Origin of the sequence: Clostridium coskatii (assembly GCF_001675205.1) — a bacterium.
Classification (GTDB): domain Bacteria; phylum Bacillota; class Clostridia; order Clostridiales; family Clostridiaceae; genus Clostridium_B; species Clostridium_B ljungdahlii.
The window spans coordinates 1-17,897 of sequence record NZ_LROR01000057.1; the positions used below are offsets into that span (position 1 = coordinate 1).

At 32.1% G+C, this 17,897-nt stretch carries 14 protein-coding genes, 5 tRNA genes and 1 riboswitch; of the genes, 18 read left to right on the plus strand and 1 reads right to left on the minus strand.

The features are described 5' to 3' along the window. Positions 1–410 precede the first annotated feature (410 nt). The 6 genes from CLCOS_RS14260 to CLCOS_RS14285 all read left to right on the plus strand — a co-directional run bounded on the left by CLCOS_RS14260 (position 411) and on the right by CLCOS_RS14285 (position 6,204). Positions 411–1,148, plus strand: a complete 738-nt coding sequence (locus CLCOS_RS14260) for a YwmB family TATA-box binding protein (RefSeq protein ID WP_063600990.1) — start codon at positions 411–413, stop codon at positions 1,146–1,148. A gap of 94 nt (positions 1,149–1,242) precedes the next feature. Continuing rightward, on the plus strand, positions 1,243–2,502 hold the full coding sequence (murA, locus tag CLCOS_RS14265) for a UDP-N-acetylglucosamine 1-carboxyvinyltransferase (protein WP_063600989.1): 1,260 nt from the start codon (positions 1,243–1,245) through the stop codon (positions 2,500–2,502). A 183-nt stretch (positions 2,503–2,685) separates the two neighbouring features. After that, entirely contained in the window at positions 2,686–3,732 is a 1,047-nt protein-coding gene (gene spoIID / locus CLCOS_RS14270) for a stage II sporulation protein D (protein WP_063600988.1), read from the plus strand. Between the two features lie 151 nt (positions 3,733–3,883). Continuing rightward, complete coding sequence (locus tag CLCOS_RS14275; RefSeq protein ID WP_063600987.1) at positions 3,884–4,600, plus strand: M23 family metallopeptidase; 717 nt, start codon at positions 3,884–3,886, stop codon at positions 4,598–4,600. A gap of 220 nt (positions 4,601–4,820) precedes the next feature. Then, a complete protein-coding gene (gene spoIIID, locus CLCOS_RS14280; protein WP_013236939.1) occupies positions 4,821–5,075 on the plus strand; it encodes a sporulation transcriptional regulator SpoIIID in 255 nt (84 codons plus the stop codon). Between the two features lie 97 nt (positions 5,076–5,172). Next, entirely contained in the window at positions 5,173–6,204 is a 1,032-nt protein-coding gene (locus tag CLCOS_RS14285; RefSeq protein ID WP_013236940.1) for a rod shape-determining protein, read from the plus strand. A gap of 92 nt (positions 6,205–6,296) precedes the next feature. Here the strand turns inward: CLCOS_RS14285 and yyaC are convergent, their stop codons facing one another. Further along, positions 6,297–6,845, minus strand: a complete 549-nt coding sequence (gene yyaC, locus CLCOS_RS14290; RefSeq protein ID WP_063600986.1) for a spore protease YyaC — start codon at positions 6,843–6,845, stop codon at positions 6,297–6,299. A 249-nt stretch (positions 6,846–7,094) separates the two neighbouring features. Between yyaC and CLCOS_RS14295 the strand changes: the two genes are divergently transcribed. From CLCOS_RS14295 to prfB, 12 genes are all read left to right on the plus strand, one after another. Beyond that, positions 7,095–7,170, plus strand: a tRNA-Thr gene (locus CLCOS_RS14295). Positions 7,171–7,175: 5 nt separating this feature from the next. Continuing rightward, a tRNA-Tyr gene (locus CLCOS_RS14300) sits at positions 7,176–7,260 on the plus strand. A 9-nt stretch (positions 7,261–7,269) separates the two neighbouring features. After that, a tRNA-Val gene (locus CLCOS_RS14305) sits at positions 7,270–7,345 on the plus strand. A 21-nt stretch (positions 7,346–7,366) separates the two neighbouring features. Next, positions 7,367–7,442: transfer RNA gene (locus CLCOS_RS14310), tRNA-Thr, on the plus strand. A gap of 5 nt (positions 7,443–7,447) precedes the next feature. After that, positions 7,448–7,532 (plus strand) — tRNA-Tyr (locus tag CLCOS_RS14315). A 78-nt stretch (positions 7,533–7,610) separates the two neighbouring features. Then, a riboswitch (SAM riboswitch) is annotated at positions 7,611–7,710 on the plus strand. Positions 7,711–7,876: 166 nt separating this feature from the next. After that, complete coding sequence (metK, locus tag CLCOS_RS14320; RefSeq protein WP_063600985.1) at positions 7,877–9,052, plus strand: methionine adenosyltransferase; 1,176 nt, start codon at positions 7,877–7,879, stop codon at positions 9,050–9,052. Positions 9,053–9,182: 130 nt separating this feature from the next. Next, entirely contained in the window at positions 9,183–11,420 is a 2,238-nt protein-coding gene (gene recD2, locus CLCOS_RS14325; RefSeq protein ID WP_063600984.1) for an SF1B family DNA helicase RecD2, read from the plus strand. Next, positions 11,404–12,426, plus strand: coding sequence for a hypothetical protein (locus CLCOS_RS14330; protein ID WP_063555573.1), 1,023 nt, complete (start codon positions 11,404–11,406; stop codon positions 12,424–12,426). The genes recD2 and CLCOS_RS14330 overlap by 17 nt, the downstream gene beginning before the upstream one ends. Next, positions 12,399–13,079 (plus strand): ComF family protein, encoded by a 681-nt coding sequence (locus tag CLCOS_RS14335; protein WP_063555574.1) that lies wholly within the window; start codon positions 12,399–12,401, stop codon positions 13,077–13,079. The genes CLCOS_RS14330 and CLCOS_RS14335 overlap by 28 nt, the downstream gene beginning before the upstream one ends. A gap of 432 nt (positions 13,080–13,511) precedes the next feature. Beyond that, a complete protein-coding gene (gene hpf, locus CLCOS_RS14340) occupies positions 13,512–14,039 on the plus strand; it encodes a ribosome hibernation-promoting factor, HPF/YfiA family (RefSeq protein ID WP_013236947.1) in 528 nt (175 codons plus the stop codon). Positions 14,040–14,219: 180 nt separating this feature from the next. Further along, positions 14,220–16,733 (plus strand): preprotein translocase subunit SecA, encoded by a 2,514-nt coding sequence (gene secA, locus CLCOS_RS14345; RefSeq protein WP_063600983.1) that lies wholly within the window; start codon positions 14,220–14,222, stop codon positions 16,731–16,733. Between the two features lie 20 nt (positions 16,734–16,753). Beyond that, positions 16,754–17,861 (plus strand): peptide chain release factor 2 gene (gene prfB, locus CLCOS_RS14350; RefSeq protein ID WP_099047006.1). Its coding sequence is split into 2 segments (ribosomal slippage): positions 16,754–16,831 and positions 16,833–17,861, totalling 1,107 coding nucleotides; the frame shifts between segments, so codons are not numbered across the junction. The last annotated feature ends 36 nt before the right edge of the window (positions 17,862–17,897 follow it).

Sequence of the window (17,897 nt, forward strand, 5' to 3'; positions counted from 1 at the left end):
GAATAACCACCTTCACCACGCTGATAAGCTTCAATTACTTTCTTTTTAAATTCAAAACTATATTTTGCCAATAAAAAACCAACCTCCAATCGTTAGATTTTAGGTCTAACTTTTGGGGGTCGGTTCAAAATAATGATTTTGGATAGTGCTTTTTTTTATATCTAAAAATATTCACATTTTGTTATTTAAATTTATATACTAATATAGGTCCCTCCTATGGAATCTTTATTTTTTGAAATACTAATAGTCAGTTTTCTAGTACAAAGAAAAAAGACTATCAAATAAAATTTAGCAGCTTAAACTAAGTAGGAATTTATTGAATATTAAAAGGGAAAGTTGTCCATAATTTTTAAAGAGAAATAGAAGGGGGTGAAAATGTCCTGCTTAATTTTGTGCAGAACTAAATATATATGAAAAAACTAAAAATGTTAAGCTGTTTATTGGTTCTTGTATTTTCTTTTCAATATTATGTTTGTGCTTCAGGAGATAATTTGGGTGTAAGATCTACCTTATTCCAAAAATCTGTTTCTAATGTAAAGGAAACAGATATGTTTAAAAACATATTAGAAAAGACTAACAGTACCCCAGTGGAGTGTGGAATTATGGCTACTTTTAATACTTTTACTGATAAGGAAAAGGTTGTAGATGAAATATTTAAGGTATTAATGAGATATAGTGAGTGTAACAAAAAAGTGTGGAGAAATAATAAAATTTATTGTATAGAATTTAATGGATATTATGAAGAGGGCTATGTAGAAGGTGTAGAAAATGAAAATTATAATATCATTACAGTTAACATTACAAGAAAATCCAGTCAGTATAAATTACAGGATTTGAAAAGTATGATAGATAGGTCTCTAGGTGATAGAAAAGAAAAGTGTAAGTATTTTGAATATGTAAAGGCAAAAACTCAGAAACAAGACGTAAGTAGTGTGAATAGTAAAGTTAAAAATATTTTAAAATGCTATGGTACATCTGACATTAAAACTATAGCTTTAGAGGAAGGATACAGTTCTACTGCTTATACCCATAAGTATGAGCCAATACAAAGTGTCACAGGTTTAATAGATTTTAACTATGCTGTTGTAAAATATGATACGGGCACTTATATAATTATGGGAACTCCAGAAATAATGGTGACATATTAGGAATCATATAATATGGATGTTTTTGTTAAATGTAACTTATAAGGCGGTACAAAAATTAAGTAACATATTAGCAATTATAGAATGGAGGAACATTATGAGTAAAATAGTAGTTAAGGGAGGAAATAAACTGCATGGGGAAGTAAATATTAGTACTGCTAAAAATTCTGTATTGCCTATTATAGCAGCTTGCATTTTAAGTGGAGATAAATGCGTAATAGAAAAAGTACCAATGCTTGAAGATGTTTTTGTAATAAGTGACATATTGAGGAGCATATCTGCAGATATAAATATAGACAAAGATACAAATAAAGTCATAATAGATTCATCTAATATAAAAGATTGCAATCCATGCAGCGAATTGGTAAAAAAAATGAGGGCGTCATTTTTAATAATGGGTCCTATGATAGCTAGGTTTGGAAAGTTCAGATTATGTCTTCCAGGGGGATGTAATATTGGAACTAGACCTATAGATCTTCACTTGAAGGGCTTAAGTGCCTTGGGAGCAGAGGTGAATGTAGGTCATGGATATGTAGAAGCAAGTGCTAAGAAATTGATAGGAGATAAAATATATCTAGATTTTCCTTCAGTGGGGGCTACAGAAAATATAATGATGGCATCAGTAATGGCAGAAGGAGAAACTATAATAGAGAATGCAGCAGAAGAACCCGAAATAAGGGATCTGGCAAAATTTTTAAATAGCATGGGGGCAAATATTATTGGTGCAGGGTCAGGTACTATTAGAATATTAGGAGTAAAAAGCTTAAAGGGAAGTACTCATAGACCAATATTTGATAGGATAGAATCTGGTACTTTTATGGTGGCAGCTGCTATAACTAGAAGCAAGATTAAAATAAATGGTGCTAATGAAGAATACTTAAAACCTATAATCGCCAAGTTAACTGAAGTTGGAGTTCATATAAGCTCACAAGGAAGTAGCTTGATTGTAGATGGAAGAGATGAATTAAGACCTGTAGATATTAAAACTATGCCTTATCCTGGATTCCCAACTGATATGCAGTCACAGATGACAGGACTTTTATGTACCGTTATGGGTACAAGTATAATAACAGAAACTATTTTTGAAAATAGATTTATGCACGTAGCAGAAATGAAAAGAATGGGGGCAAACATAAAGATAGATGGAAGAAGTGCCGTTATAGAAGGTGTAAAAAAACTTACTGGAGCAGAAGTTAAAGCAACGGACTTAAGAGCTGGTGCAAGCCTTATACTTTGTGGGCTAGTAGCAGAAGGTGAAACAGAAATTGCAGATATATACCATGTAGATAGGGGTTATGTAGATATTGAAAAAAAATTAAAAGCACTAGGAGCTGATATTGAGAGGATAAATGAATAATACTCCTATTATATATATTATTAGACAAAGAGAAGATTAGAACAAAATTTTTTCTTTGTTTTTTTATTGGAATATTTTATAAGATACGGCAATAAAAATATAATATTGTAGTTCAAAATATATATAAGGCATTTCAAAGAAATCACTTGTTACTTTCTTTGAAACGCCTAACAGGAGAAAAATATGAAGGGTGATATATTAGACTTTTTAAAAAAATTTATTATTTTAGTGTTTATGGGTACATTATTTGTAATTGTACTCTCTTTATTTATGGTGGGAATGGGAAACCAAAAATATGATAACTTACCTCAATTCCTAATAAAGTCAAAAAATATAATACTAAAAAAACAGGATACCAAGTCAGAAAAAATAAAGGTGTACATAACTAAAGAAAATACAGTAAAAGAAATGGATTTAGAGCAATATGTAACAGGAGTAGTAGCTGCTGAAATGCCTGCCGAATTTTCAGAAGAAGCGCTTAAAGCACAGGCTGTGGCGTCTAGAACTTTTGCAACTGCACACATGGAAGTGTATGGAGGCAAAAAATACAATAGCAATACAGGTGCAGATGTATGTGATACAGTCAAGTGCCAGGTGTTTGTTAATAAAGAAGATAGAATGAAAAACTGGCCTAAGAGAGATGGGGATAAGTATTGGAGCAAAATTGTAGATGCAGTACAAGCTACTTCAGGACAGGTACTGACTTACAAAAATAAATTGGTGATGGAGCCCTACTATTTTGCAGTAAGTGCAGGAAAAACTGAAAATTCAGAAGATGTATTTGGAGAAGCAGAGGGATATTTAAAGAGCGTAGAAAGTCCAGGAGAAGAAAGTGCACGAAAATATAAAACTTCAGTGAAAATGTCATATGTAGAGTTCATAAATAAGGTAAACTCAAGTTATGCTAATTCAGGGTTATCTTCTGAAAACTTACCCAACCAGATAGTTATAAAAAGTAAAAATGAAAGTGGCTCTGTAAAAGAAATTAAACTTGGTGCTGTTACTATATCTGGTACGAAATTTAGAACTATTATGGGATTGAATTCGGCAAACTTTAGTATAGATTTTAAAGATGGTGTGTATATTCAATGCACTGGATATGGACATGGAGTTGGAATGAGCCAGTGGGGAGCTAATTATATGGGCAAAAGTGGCAAAAGCTATAAGAATATATTGTCTCATTATTATGAGGGAACTAGTCTAGAAAATGTAAACTTATTTAAAAAATAATAATTATATCAGCTAATTGTATGTTACTAGAATACATTAAATAGATATTAAGTAAAAAAGAGGGAAAATTCCTCTTTTTTTTGTAAAAAAATTTCATAAAATATGTATTTTTTTCTATTCTCTGGACAAACTACAAAAAGGAGGTGTTATTATGAACAAAAAATCTTTTAACAAAGCATTCAACTTTTTAAAAAAGGAGAGCTTTTATGTAATACTGTTTATATGTTTATGCATTGCAGTAACAGCGGCAGTAATAACAGCAAGAAATAATAAAAATCAAAGTGCACAGCTTCAAAAAAGTCAGGCTGTAGAGCAGAAAAAAATTAGGGAAACAGCAAAGGCAAATGAAAAGCCTTCTTCCAATTATAACAATGCTCTTCAAGTAAAAAAGGATAATAAGGCAAAATCCAATGTATCTAATAATGAAGCATCGAAGGGAGTATCTAACTCAGTAAGCACTTCCTTTCAAAAGCCAGTAGAGGGTAATATTGCAAGAGGTTATTCAGAGAATCCAGTATATTGGGATTCTACAGCAACTTATAGGCCAAACTTAGGATATGATATACAAACTCCACTTGGCAAACCCGTGTTCGCAGCTATGGATGGAAAGGTAGAATCAGTAAATACAGCAACACAGGATGGAGTAGAAGTCATTATAGATCATCAAAATGGATTAAAAACAGTTTATTCTAACTTAGATCCAAGTGTGAAAGTTAGTAAAGGTCAAACTATAAAAAAAGGAGCCGTTATTGGAGTAGTTGGGAAAAGCACATTGAGATCAGCTTATGAAAAATATGGAGATCACTTACACTTTGCTGTTTTGAAAGGAAAAGAATTTGTTGACCCAGGTAAATATATAAAATACTAATATTTGGCCATTTCTTAGAATTTTATGGAGAAATGGCCCATACACAATGAATTTTAAAATATTAACCAGCATATTTATAAATATATAGGAACAAGTAATTAGCAGAGATTATTTAGTTTAATGATAAATACGAGTAAATACGTTTATGGATATATAATGTAAAGTTTCATCATCAATTGTTGATTGTAAAACGGTAACTGTAAAAAGGAGTTGAATAAAATTGAAAGATTATATTGAAGAAAGGGTTTTGGAAGTTGCCAAATATATAATAGGATCTAAGGCCACAATAAGGAAAACGGCTAAGGTTTTTGGAGTAAGTAAAAGTACTATACACAAGGATATGACAGAAAGGTTACCTAAGATAAATCCTCAAATTGCTCAGGAAGCTAAGAGCATATTAGATTATAATAAGGCAGAGCGACATATAAGAGGTGGTAAGGCTACCAAAATGAAATATAAAGCTATTGAAGGCTAAAAACATTCCTATTATAATTAGAATATGATATGATAATAAAGGTAAATAAATTTACCTTTTAGTTTGAAAAGCAGAGGAGATTAGGAGTGAAAAGGGAATGTTTTTTAGTATAGGAACTGATATGGGAATAGATCTAGGTACAGCAACCGTACTTGTTTATATTAAAGGCAGGGGGGTAATTTTAAAGGAACCTTCAGTTGTTGCCATAGATAAGATAAAAAATAGAGTACTAGCTGTAGGAGAAGAAGCATGGCAGATGATAGGTAGAACGCCTGGTAATATCGTTGCCATTCGTCCATTAAAAGATGGAGTTATATCTGATTATGATGTAACGGAAAAAATGTTGAAGTATTTTATAAGCAAGGCTTGTGGTAAAAATAGAATATCTTCACCAAGAATAGTTGTTTGCGTTCCATGTGAAGCTACTGAAGTTGAAAAAAGAGCTGTAATTGATGCGGCTAAAAATGCAGGTGCAAAAAAGGTGTTTTTAATTGAAGAACCACTAGCAGCAGCTATAGGAGCTGGTATTGATATAACTAAGGCAAGTGGAAATATGGTAATAGATATAGGTGGAGGCACAACTGATGTAGCAGTAATTTCACTTGGAGGAATAGTTGTAAGGTCTTCCATTAAAGTTGCAGGTGATAAGTTCGATGAAGCCATAATGAAATATGTAAGAAAAGAACATAAGTTGATGATTGGTGAAAGAACTTCGGAAGATTTAAAAATAAAAATAGGATCTGCTTTTGATAGAGATGAAGAAGTAAGTATGGAAATAAGAGGTCGTGATTTAATTACAGGGCTTCCTAAAAATATAACGGTATCTTCTGCGGAAATGAGAATAGCACTAAAAGAAACTGTAAATTCTATAGCAGATACAACTCGTGCAGTACTGGAAAAAACACCACCAGAATTATCAGCTGATATAGCTGATAAAGGTATTTTTATGACTGGTGGAGGTGCACTTTTAAATGGATTGAGTAATTTAATACAAAAAGTAACTAATGTACCCGTTTATGTTGCAGAAGAACCAGTATCATGTGTAGCACTAGGTACAGGCAAAGTACTTGAATATTTAGACAAAATGGAAGTAGTTTTTAGTGGCGATGATATAACATTAATAGATTAAAACAAAGAACAAAATCTAACTTATTTAGTATTATGTATTTTTTAATAAGTTAGATTTTAATTTTCTTGTAGACACTAAAATGTTAGATATAGTTAAATATCAATAAAAATATTGTTGTAATATAGGTAATATGAATGAATTAATGAATAAAGTATTACTTCAGCCATACTTAAAACTAAATTAAGACGTATATTACTGCTAGTATTATTAAATAAGTCTTCATTGCTATTTGAATCAACTATACCTATTATTGATGAATTTCCTACATCTGGGAGAGATTTCCCTACACCTTTGCCAGGATGAACGGGAAAGTCTCTTACTTGAATATCGCCTATAGTTTCTAGATCACCTAAACAAGCATCTATTCCTATAATATTTTTATGCGGGTGAAGTAAATTTATTTTATTCAGTTTGCTTTCAATGTTTAAAGCATGTATAGGATCTGAAATTGTACCGTAGACAGGTAGAGGAAAATGCTTGCATTTTAAAAGTGTACCTACTAGGGGACCCAGGCAATCCCCTATATATCTATCGGTACCAATACATACAATTATGGTATCGTTATTAATGTAATTTTTTAAAAAATAGGCAAGTTTGTAATATGCTAAGGGATCTTTATAATTAGTTTTTGCTTTATTCAATATATTCACCTTCTTTTATGTATGTACTTGCGAAGAACACTATATATAATTTATATGATGAGTTTATATAAATTATTAAAGCTAAATTAAGTGAATATGATTTTGAAAGAAATATAGAGAAATATGGAGAAAGAGATATGTAATATTAAAATTTAATCATATATTAAATTTGATAATAAGTGAATAAAACTGTATACTAATTTACGTTGAGTGCGTTCTTGTTTTAAGGAACGTAGGATAATAAAATAAGCTGGCATGGCTCAGCAGGTAGAGCAACTGACTTGTAATCAGTAGGTCGTGGGTTCGATTCCTACTGCCAGCACCAAACATGGAGGAATTCCCGAGTGGCCAAAGGGGGCAGACTGTAAATCTGTTGTCAGTGACTTCGATGGTTCGAATCCATCTTCCTCCACCATAAATATAAGGGCGCATAGCTCAGCTGGGAGAGCATCTGCCTTACAAGCAGAGGGTCATAGGTTCGAGCCCTATTGTGCCCACCATTTAGAATAATAATAGAATAAGCTGGCATGGCTCAGCAGGTAGAGCAACTGACTTGTAATCAGTAGGTCGTGGGTTCGATTCCTACTGCCAGCACCAAATGCGGAGGAATTCCCGAGTGGCCAAAGGGGGCAGACTGTAAATCTGTTGTCAGTGACTTCGATGGTTCGAATCCATCTTCCTCCACCATAAATATAAAGACACTTTTAGGTGTTTTTTGTTTTATAAAGATTGTATAATCTTAACAAATGAAAAATTATATTATAGCTCTTATCAAGAGAGGCGGAGGGAACAAGGCCCTATGAAACCCGGCAACCAGTGAAAGTCACCAAGGTGCCAATTCCTGCAGGTTTCTGCAAGATAAGAGAGTAGTTAAGTTATTTAACCTCTTCTTATCGAAGAGGTTTTTTTATTGAAATGCCACTTTTGGCATTTCAGTTTTGTATTGTGAATATAGGATTTGAATTCGAATTTAATGTAAGAGTAATTCATTTACTGTAAGAAAAATATTTTTTACATGGGAGGTATAGAAAATGAGAAAACTATTTACATCTGAATCGGTTACAGAAGGTCATCCAGATAAAATGTGTGATCAGATTTCAGATGCTATCTTAGATGCCATACTAGAACAAGATCCTTATGGAAGAGTAGCGTGTGAAACTGCAACTACTACAGGTATGGTTTTGGTTATGGGTGAGATATCAACCAATTGTTATATTGACATTTCAAAAATAGTTAGAAATACTGTAAGAGAAATAGGATATACTAGAGCTAAATATGGATTTGACTGCGATACTTGTTCAGTAATAAGTTCAATTGATGAACAATCATCGGATATAGCTATGGGGGTTGATAAAGCCTTAGAAGCCAAGGAAGGTGCAATGGAAGCCATAGAAGCTATAGGTGCTGGAGATCAGGGTATGATGTTCGGATTTGCTACAAATGAAACTCCAGAATATATGCCTATGCCAATAAGTCTTGCTCACAAACTTGCAAAGAGATTAGCACAAGTTAGAAAAGATAAAGTTTTAGATTATCTAAGACCAGATGGAAAAACTCAAGTTACTATAGAATATGAAGACAATAAACCAGTTAGAGTTGATACCATAGTAGTATCTACTCAGCATGACGAAATGGTAACTAGAAAACAAATTGAAACAGACATAATAAACAATGTAATAAGACCTGTTGTACCACGAGAGTTTTTAGATTATAAAACTAAGTATTTCATAAATCCAACAGGAAGGTTTGTTGTTGGAGGTCCTCAGGGAGATTCTGGACTTACAGGAAGAAAGATAATAGTAGATACCTACGGTGGTTATGGAAGACATGGCGGTGGTGCTTTTTCTGGTAAAGACCCAACCAAGGTTGATAGATCTGCTGCTTATGCTGCAAGATGGGTAGCAAAAAATTTAGTGGCTGCAGGTATTGCAGATAAGTTGGAAATACAACTTGCTTATGCTATTGGTGTAGCAAAGCCTGTATCTATAACTGTAGATACTTTTGGTACAGGAAATATACCAGAAGAAAAAATAGTAGATATAGTAAATAAGGTATTTGATTTGAGACCAGCTGCTATAATAAAAGATTTAAATCTTAGAAGACCTATATACAGGCAAGTTGCGGCCTATGGACATTTTGGAAGAACTGATATTGATGTACCTTGGGAAAGATTAGATAAAGTTGAAGAAATAAAAAAATATATGTAAATAATGAAAAGCTCTATATTGTAACATGATATAGAGCTTTTTTAGTATGTTGGATTAAGACAAAGTTTAATGTGGTATAATTATTTATAAATATATGATTTTGTTTGCAAATAAGGGTAGGAGAGATTCTATGCAAGAATTACAAGGAATTGTAGAGAGCATAATATTTCAAAATAAAGATAATGGGTATGTAGTTGCTAAAATAAGAGAAAATAAAGATGTAGTAACTATAGTAGGATGTATACCTAATATAATTGAAGGACAAAATTTGAAGGCTGTAGGGGAATGGGTTCTTCATCCTCAGTTTGGAAATCAATTTAAGGTTCAGACTTTTGAAGAGATAATACCTAATACTACTATTGGCATAGAGAGATATTTGGCCTCTGGAATAATATCGGGAATAGGTCCTGTAACAGCAAAGAAAATAGTAGAGAAGTTTGGTGAAAGTACCCTTCAAATATTGGATAATAATATAGGAAGACTAAAAGAAATAGAAGGTATAGGAGCAAAAAAAATAGCTTTAATAGAGGAGTCCTATTCTAAACAAAATGAAGTGAGAAATATAATGATATTTCTGCAAACTTATGGAATAACTCCTAGTCAGTGTGTTAAAATACATAAAAAATTTGGAGCAGATTCTATAAGTATTGTGAAAGAAAATCCATATACCCTTACAGAAGAAATAAGTGGTATAGGTTTTAAAACGGCAGATAAGATAGCAAGAAGCCTTGGAATAGAGAATAATTCTCCATTTAGGATACAAAGTGGAATAAGGTATTTGGTGAATAAGTTTTGCAGCTTGGGAAATACGTATATGCCTATAGATAACCTTATAAAAGAAGGTGTTGACATACTCCATATAACTCAAAAAGAACTGGAAGAAAACATATATGAAAGTTCTGTAAATGGAAAAATAAAATTGGAGAAGTGGGAAGATAAAGTATGTGTATTTTCTATGACCTATTATTATTGCGAATTGAGTGTAACTAGAAAAATATTGATGTTAGCTTTTACTAAATATAAGGATATGGATTTTAATATAGATAAAGAGATAGAAGATTTTGAGAAGGAAAATAATATGAATTTTGCTGTTTCTCAAAAAGAAGCTATTAGAGGGGCAATTGAAAATGGAGTGGAGATAATAACAGGAGGTCCTGGAACAGGTAAAACTACAATAATTAATTGCATAATTAGATTATTTGAAAAGGCAAAGCTTAAAGTTTTAATGGGTGCTCCCACGGGAAGAGCAGCAAAGAGAATGTCAGAATCTACAAAACGAGAATCAAAGACCATACATAGGCTTCTTGAAATGGGAGTGGGAAGCGATGAAGAAGCTTTATTTTTTTCAAGAGGAGAGCAATCACCACTACAATGCGATGTGGTTATTATAGATGAGGCTTCTATGATAGATATAGTGCTCATGAATAACTTATTGAAGGCTGTCTCTATGGGAACTAGGTTAATAATAGTAGGGGATGCAGAGCAGCTTCCATCTGTAGGACCTGGAAATGTGCTAAGAGACTTTATAGACAGCAAATGTATTAAAGTAGTTAGATTAAAAGAGATATTTAGGCAATCAAAAGAGAGTATGATTATAGTTAATGCTCATAAGATAAATTCTGGAGAGATGCCTATTTTAAATAAAAAGAATAAAGATTTTTATTTTATAAAGTGTCAGGATCCTTCGGATATATTAGATACATTGGTAGGATTAATAGATAAAAGGTTGCCAAGTTTTAATAGTAGTTGGAATAAAATAGAGGATATTCAAATACTATCTCCTATGAGAAAGGGAGTTTTAGGAGTATCAAATTTAAATAGAAAACTTCAGCAAGTTCTAAATCCTAAAAGTCCCAATAAGAGAGAAAAAAAGTTTAGAGACATGACTTTTAGGGTAGGAGATAAAGTGATGCAGATTAAAAATAATTATACTTTAAAATGGCAAGGCATTTCAGAAGAAAACAAGGAAAGCGGTATGGGTGTTTTTAATGGCGATTTTGGATATATAGAAGACATAGATGAAGAAAAAAATAGAGTGGTAGTTGTGTTTGATGAAGAAAAAAGAGTTGTATATGATAGTATGTACTTAGATGAGCTGGATTTATCTTATGCAATAACCATACATAAAAGTCAAGGTAGTGAATTCCCAGTAATTATTATACCTATGTTTATGGGTCCGCCGCTGCTTATGAATAGAAATTTATTGTATACAGCTATAACTAGAGCAAAACAGATGGTAATACTTGTTGGGAGTTTGAAAGCTTTGAACTTTATGATAAATAATAATAAAAGCTTTGAAAGGTATTCGTTATTAAAATATAGAATAATGGATATAATGGAGAGTGAAACAAATGCTACTGTGGAATGAATCATGTCTTATTAATGAGAGAAAAAAAATAAGTGAGAATATAGTAAAATGGAGCGGTACTAAAGATATTTTTTTAAACTGTATCTCAGTTCCTTATAATTCTACTGAGATTTTCCTGGAGATTATTGAAAAATACATAAGACAAAATGAAAATATTATTTATATTACTAATGAAAAAATGGGTAATGTGGATATAATAAAAAATATAAAAAAGTATACGCATTTTACGGATTATTGCTATGTGAAAGGATGTAAAAGTAATTCAAATTGTAAATTACAGATATGTAATTTTGAAAATGCATCAAAGTTGGAAGATAAGTTTGAATTAGTCATATATGATGATATAAGTAGTTTTTCATTATACAATAAGTACGAGATATGCAAATTAATTAGCAAATTAACTCATGAGGATAGTAAAGTTATAATATATTCTATAGAAAGTATAGTTGAAAATAGTAAAAAGGTATTTTTGCCTGCTAAAAATGAAGGATTAATAATTGAACCGAGGAGTATACTTACTAGACTGAATATGAATAAAGAAATGCCTTTTTTGGTATACGATTATTTAAAATGGTCAATAAGTATAGGCAAGAAGACAATAATATATGTACCTAGCAAATATAAAATAGATAAGGTAGCTTTATATATGCATAAATATTGTAAAAGTTTAGCACAGGATGTGGTATGTTTTGCTAAAGGGGAATCGAATAAGAAATTGATCTATAAGTTTTTACAGACAAAAAACTCAATATTAATAACTAACTGTTTTGAAGAAACTGCATTAAATGCAAAAAATTCAGAATTAATAGTATATTTTGCAGATGATGTTAACTTTACTTATAAAGAATTTGTTTACTTGTGTGGAAGTGTTGGAAGAGGTGAAAAAGATTTAAAAGAGGAGGTTATACTGGTTTCCAATATAGAGACAGAAGAGATTGAGAAAGCAAAGAGTATAACTAGCAATTTTAATAGGGAAGCATGGAACATGGGATTACTAAAAATTTAAAATTTTTATTAGATTGTGTACTAGGGCTTATATATTGTGGAGATGAAAGATGTATACTATGTAAAAAAGATATATATAATGATAGAAACATATGTGAAGCTTGTGAAAGCAATATAAAAGTTTGTAAAGACAGTTTTGAGATTGGATATGATGATAAAAAAATTCAATGCTATAGTAGTGCTTATTATTCTGGAGCGATGATGGAACTTATAATAAAATTAAAGTATAAGAGTTCTTTTAAAGCTGGAGATGTTATAGCAAAGTGTATGAGAAATATTATAGCTAATAATCACATTGATTTCGATGTTTTTACATACGTACCTATGACTAAGAAAGCATTGAAAAAGAGAGGATATAATCAAGCTGAATATTTGGCGAACAGTTTGGGGAATTATACTAATAAGCCTGTTATATGCTGTCTAGACAAAATAAAGGAAACAAAGGATCAAATAGGATTGGATAAAACAGAGAGATGGAGTAATATGTCAGAAAGCTTTCAGGTATGCAATAAAAAAATTATAAAAAATAAAAAAATTTTGTTAATAGACGACGTTTTAACTACTGGTGCTACAGCTTTTGGATGCTGTTCAGAACTTTTGAAAAATGGAGCAAAAAAAATTAACGTATTGACTGGAGCAAAAAGTAGAGTATAATTTTATTAGTCAAGTTAGGTTTGTGGTTGAAAGTCGATGCCAGTCGCAGGCAAAACGATCCACGTAAGTTAGATAAAATATTTAATGAGCATGGTGCGGCTTAGAAGTAAGTCCTGCCGTAAAATACGAGAGGATTAGTAGTGAGAGGTTAATTCCCGGTAGCGAAAGTTCCAGCAGGCGAGTGTGGGGGCAAAGACCAGGTCAGCTAACTTGCAAATGCACTAACAGTGCAATATAGCAGCCTTTTTTAAGGCTGCTATATTAATTTTAAAAGATTATTTATTATTAGTTTTTGGTATTAATAAAAAAGTAGTATAAATGTGTCATTAATAGCTATTGTAATTTATGATAAACAGTATTAAAATATAACTAACAAAACATAGATTAATCCTTTACATATGTTTAGGATTACAATAGGAAGGGGCTGGAAATATGAAAATAACTGTAAAAGGGAAAAATATCGTGGTAACTGATGCATTGAAAAATGCGGTGGAGAAGAAGCTATGTAAGCTAGAAAAATATTTCAACCCTGATGTAGTAGCGCATGCTACATTAAGCGTACAAAAAACTAGACAAATAATTGAAGTCACTATTCCTTTTGGAGGAGTTATACTAAGAGGAGAAGAAGGAAATTCAGATATGTATGCTTCAATTGATTTAGTTGTGGATAAATTAGAGAGACAGATAAGAAAGCAAAAGACAAAGTTGTTAAGAAGAAACAATTCGGAATCTTTGAGATTTCAATGCATACCAGATGAGTCAGAAAAAGACGAACAAGAACAAAAAATAGTTAGAACCAAGAAATTTGCAATAAAACCAATGTCATCTGAAGAAGCAGTTCTTCAAATGGAACTTTTAGGTCATAGTTTCTTTGTATATCAGGATGCTGAAAATGGAGAAGTAAATGTAGTATATAAGAGGCGGGATGGAAATTACGGATTAATAGAGCCTGAATTTTAAAAGTTAGATGCAATAAAGGGGGAGCATAAAGCTTCCTCTTTTTATACTTTAAAAATAGACAGCATATTATTAAACTAAAGTAAACTATTATTTAATAAGTTGAACACCTAATAATTAGATGATATAATTTATAAGGTGTATACTTTTGTAAACAAATTTAACATGGTGAGGATGAAAATAATGAAACTTTTTCAGAAAATATTCGGTTCATATAGTGAACGGGAAGTAAAAAGAGTTATCCCTATAGTAGATAAAATAGATAGTTTAGATTCAAAAATGCAGGGATTGACGAGTGGAGAACTTAGAGCAAAGACAGATGAATTTAAAGATAGACTTTCTAAGGGTGAATCTTTAGATGAAATATTACCTGAAGCTTTTGCTGTTGTTAGAGAGGTAGGATATAGAACTATAGGCTTAAAGCAATATAGGGAGCAGTTAATAGGTGGAGTAGTGCTCCATCAAGGAAGAATATCAGAGATGAAAACTGGTGAAGGTAAAACACTTGTTGCTACCGCACCTGCATATTTAAATGCACTTACAGGAAAAGGAGTTCATATAGTTACAGTAAATGACTATCTGGCAAAAAGAGATAGAGATACCATGGCACCTATATATGAAGCTCTAGGACTTAAAGTAGGTGTAATACTACATGATTTAGATCAAACCCAGAGACAAGAAGCGTACAATTGTGATATAACTTACGGTACTAATAGTGAATTTGGATTTGACTATTTGAGAGATAATATGGTTATTTACAAAGAAGAAAGAGTACAAAGAGGGCTTAACTTTGTTATAGTGGATGAGGTTGACTCTATTTTAATCGATGAAGCAAGAACACCTCTTATTATTTCAGGTGAAGGAGAAAAATCAACTGAATTTTATAATATTGCGGATAGCTTTGCAAAATCCTTACAAAAAGAGGATTATGATGTAGATGAAAAGGCAAATTCGGTAATACTTACAGATACAGGTGTAAAAAAGGCTGAAAACTTCTTTCAATTGGCAAACTATGCGGATCCAGAGAATATGGAGATACAGCATTATGTAGTTCAATCTTTGAAGGCTAACTATATAATGAGAAGAGATAAAGATTATATGGTGAAAAATGGAGAAGTGCTCATTGTAGATGAATTTACAGGAAGAATGATGGAAGGCAGAAGATACAGCGATGGGTTACATCAAGCTATAGAAGCTAAGGAAAATGTAAAAGTAGAGAGAGAATCAAAGACACTTGCAACTATTACTTATCAAAATTATTTTAGGATGTTTAATAAATTATCAGGTATGACAGGTACTGCACTGACAGAGGAAAATGAATTTAGAGAAATATACGGACTTGATGTAATAGTAATACCTACCCATAAGCCTATAGCAAGAACAGATTACCCTGATGTAGTTTATAAAAGTGCAAAAGGAAAATTTAAAGCTATAGCAGATGAAATATATGAAACCTATAAAAAAGGTCAGCCTGTACTTGTAGGTACAGTAAGTATAGAAAAATCTGAGTTACTTTCAGATATGTTAAAGAAAAGAGGAGTACCTCATCAAGTTTTAAATGCTAAGTTTCATGAAATGGAAGCAGAAATAATTTCTCATGCAGGAGAAAAGGGAACAATTACTATAGCAACTAATATGGCAGGTCGTGGTACTGATATAAAGCTAGGAAAGGATGTAGTTGCTCTTGGCGGACTTAAAATAATAGGAACTGAAAGACATGAGTCAAGGAGAATTGATAACCAACTTAGAGGGCGTTCAGGACGTCAAGGAGATCCTGGTACGTCAAGATTTTATGTATCACTAGAAGATGATCTGATGAGAATATTTGGTTCAGATAGACTTCAGGGAATAGTTGAAAAATTAGGTCTCAAAGAAGATGAGGCCATAGAAAGTAGAATGGTTACAAATGCTATAGAAGGTGCGCAGAAGAAAGTAGAAGGAAATAACTTTGATATAAGAAAAACTTTACTTCAATATGACGATGTAATAAATAAACAGAGGGAAATTATATACAAACAGAGATCACAAGTGCTTGAAGGTGAAGATCTTAGAGAATACATGGTTGATATGATAAAGAGTTTAGTATCTTCTATTGTAGATTCTCATATATCCGGTATAGAAGAAGATTTTGAAGATGAAGTAGAAAAGCTAATAAAATATATGGAAGAAGTTTATGTACAAAAAGATTCCATAAAGAAAGAGGATATTATAAATCTTTCCAATGAGGAAATTAAGCAGAAATATATAGATATAGGTCAAAAAATTTATGAAGAAAAAGAAGAAGAGTGTACTCCAGAGCAGATGAGAGAAATTGAGAGAGTTATCTTACTTAGAGTTGTTGATACAAAATGGATGGATCATATAGATGATATGGAGCACTTAAAGAGAGCTATTGGACTTAGAGCCTACAGGCAGCAGGAACCAGCGCAAGCATATCAGTTTGAAGGCAGCGAAATGTTTGAGGAAATGATATATAATATTAAATTGGATACTGTTAAATATCTTCTTCATGTACAAATCGAAAAAGCACCTGAGAGAGAAAGGGTAGCTAAGAATGTAGTTACTAATCAAGGTGAAGAAACTGCAATGAAGAAAAAGCCTATAAAGAAAGAAAAAACTGTAGGAAGAAATGATCCTTGTCCTTGTGGCAGCGGTAAAAAGTATAAAAATTGTTGTGGAAGACTTGCAAATAACTAAGATGACATTGAGGTGGTTATATGATAATTGATTTGGAAGAATCCCTATCAAAATTGAGCATATTAAAAAAAACATTAAATAAAATAAAGGAGTCTCTTTGACCTAGGTAACTATAAGAATAGGATAGAAGAATTGCAGATGAAAATGCAGGAGCCTAATTTCTGGGATCACTTGGAAAGGGCACAGGAAGTAACTTCTGAGGAAAAGTTTTTAAATGAAAAGCTGGATATGTATAATAAGTTGGAGAGTAGAATAAATGATGCAGAAATTCTAGCTCATATTGCGGAAGAAGAGGAAGACGTTTCTGACTGCAAAGATATATTATCTGAAGTGGAAGATATCGAAAATATAATTGATAAACTTAAAATAGAAATACTTTTATCAGGAGAATATGATAAAAACAATGCCATATTGAATTTACATGTGGGAGTAGGTGGCACAGATGCCCAGGACTGGACGGAGATGCTTTTGAGGATGTATACCAGATGGGCAGAAAAGTCTGGGTATAAAGTTGAGACTTTAGATATTCTTCCTGCAGATGATGCTGGAATAAAAAGTGTATCATTAAGGATAATAGGGGAATTTGCTTATGGATATTTGAAAGCCGAAAAGGGTATTCATAGATTGGTTAGAATATCACCTTTTAATGCTAATGGGAAAAGGCAGACTTCTTTTGCATCTGTAGAGGTTTTGCCGGAACTTACCAAAGACCAAGACATAGATATAAGGCCAGAAGATTTAAGGGTAGATACCTATAGGTCTTCTGGTGCAGGCGGACAGCACGTAAATAAAACGGAATCTGCAGTCAGGATAACTCATATACCTACGGGTATAGTTGTACAGTGCCAGAATGAAAGAAGTCAGCATTATAATAGAGAGACTGCAATGCTCATGTTAAAATCAAAACTTGTGGAACTTAAAGAAAGAGCACATAAGGAAAAGATAGAAGATCTTGCAGGAGAACTTAAGGACATGGGATGGGGAAGCCAGATAAGATCCTATGTATTCCATCCATATACTCTTGTAAAAGATCATAGAACTGGAGTAGAGAATGGGAATGTGTCTTCAGTAATGGATGGAGAAATTGATAATTTTATATTAGCTTATTTAAGACAGCAGGCAAAGTAAATAAAGTGCTATCAGGCGTATAATCTGATAGCATTT

Coding starts and splice junctions, on each gene's coding strand:
- CLCOS_RS14260 (WP_063600990.1), top strand. CDS start 411: ATGAAAAAACTAAAAATGTTAAGCTGTTTATTGGTTCTTGTATTTTCT.
- murA (WP_063600989.1), top strand. CDS start 1,243: ATGAGTAAAATAGTAGTTAAGGGAGGAAATAAACTGCATGGGGAAGTA.
- spoIID (WP_063600988.1), top strand. CDS start 2,686: ATGAAGGGTGATATATTAGACTTTTTAAAAAAATTTATTATTTTAGTG.
- CLCOS_RS14275 (WP_063600987.1), top strand. CDS start 3,884: ATGAACAAAAAATCTTTTAACAAAGCATTCAACTTTTTAAAAAAGGAG.
- CLCOS_RS14285 (WP_013236940.1), top strand. CDS start 5,173: ATGTTTTTTAGTATAGGAACTGATATGGGAATAGATCTAGGTACAGCA.
- metK (WP_063600985.1), top strand. CDS start 7,877: ATGAGAAAACTATTTACATCTGAATCGGTTACAGAAGGTCATCCAGAT.
- recD2 (WP_063600984.1), top strand. CDS start 9,183: ATGCAAGAATTACAAGGAATTGTAGAGAGCATAATATTTCAAAATAAA.
- CLCOS_RS14330 (WP_063555573.1), top strand. CDS start 11,404: ATGCTACTGTGGAATGAATCATGTCTTATTAATGAGAGAAAAAAAATA.
- CLCOS_RS14335 (WP_063555574.1), top strand. CDS start 12,399: ATGGAACATGGGATTACTAAAAATTTAAAATTTTTATTAGATTGTGTA.
- hpf (WP_013236947.1), top strand. CDS start 13,512: ATGAAAATAACTGTAAAAGGGAAAAATATCGTGGTAACTGATGCATTG.
- secA (WP_063600983.1), top strand. CDS start 14,220: ATGAAACTTTTTCAGAAAATATTCGGTTCATATAGTGAACGGGAAGTA.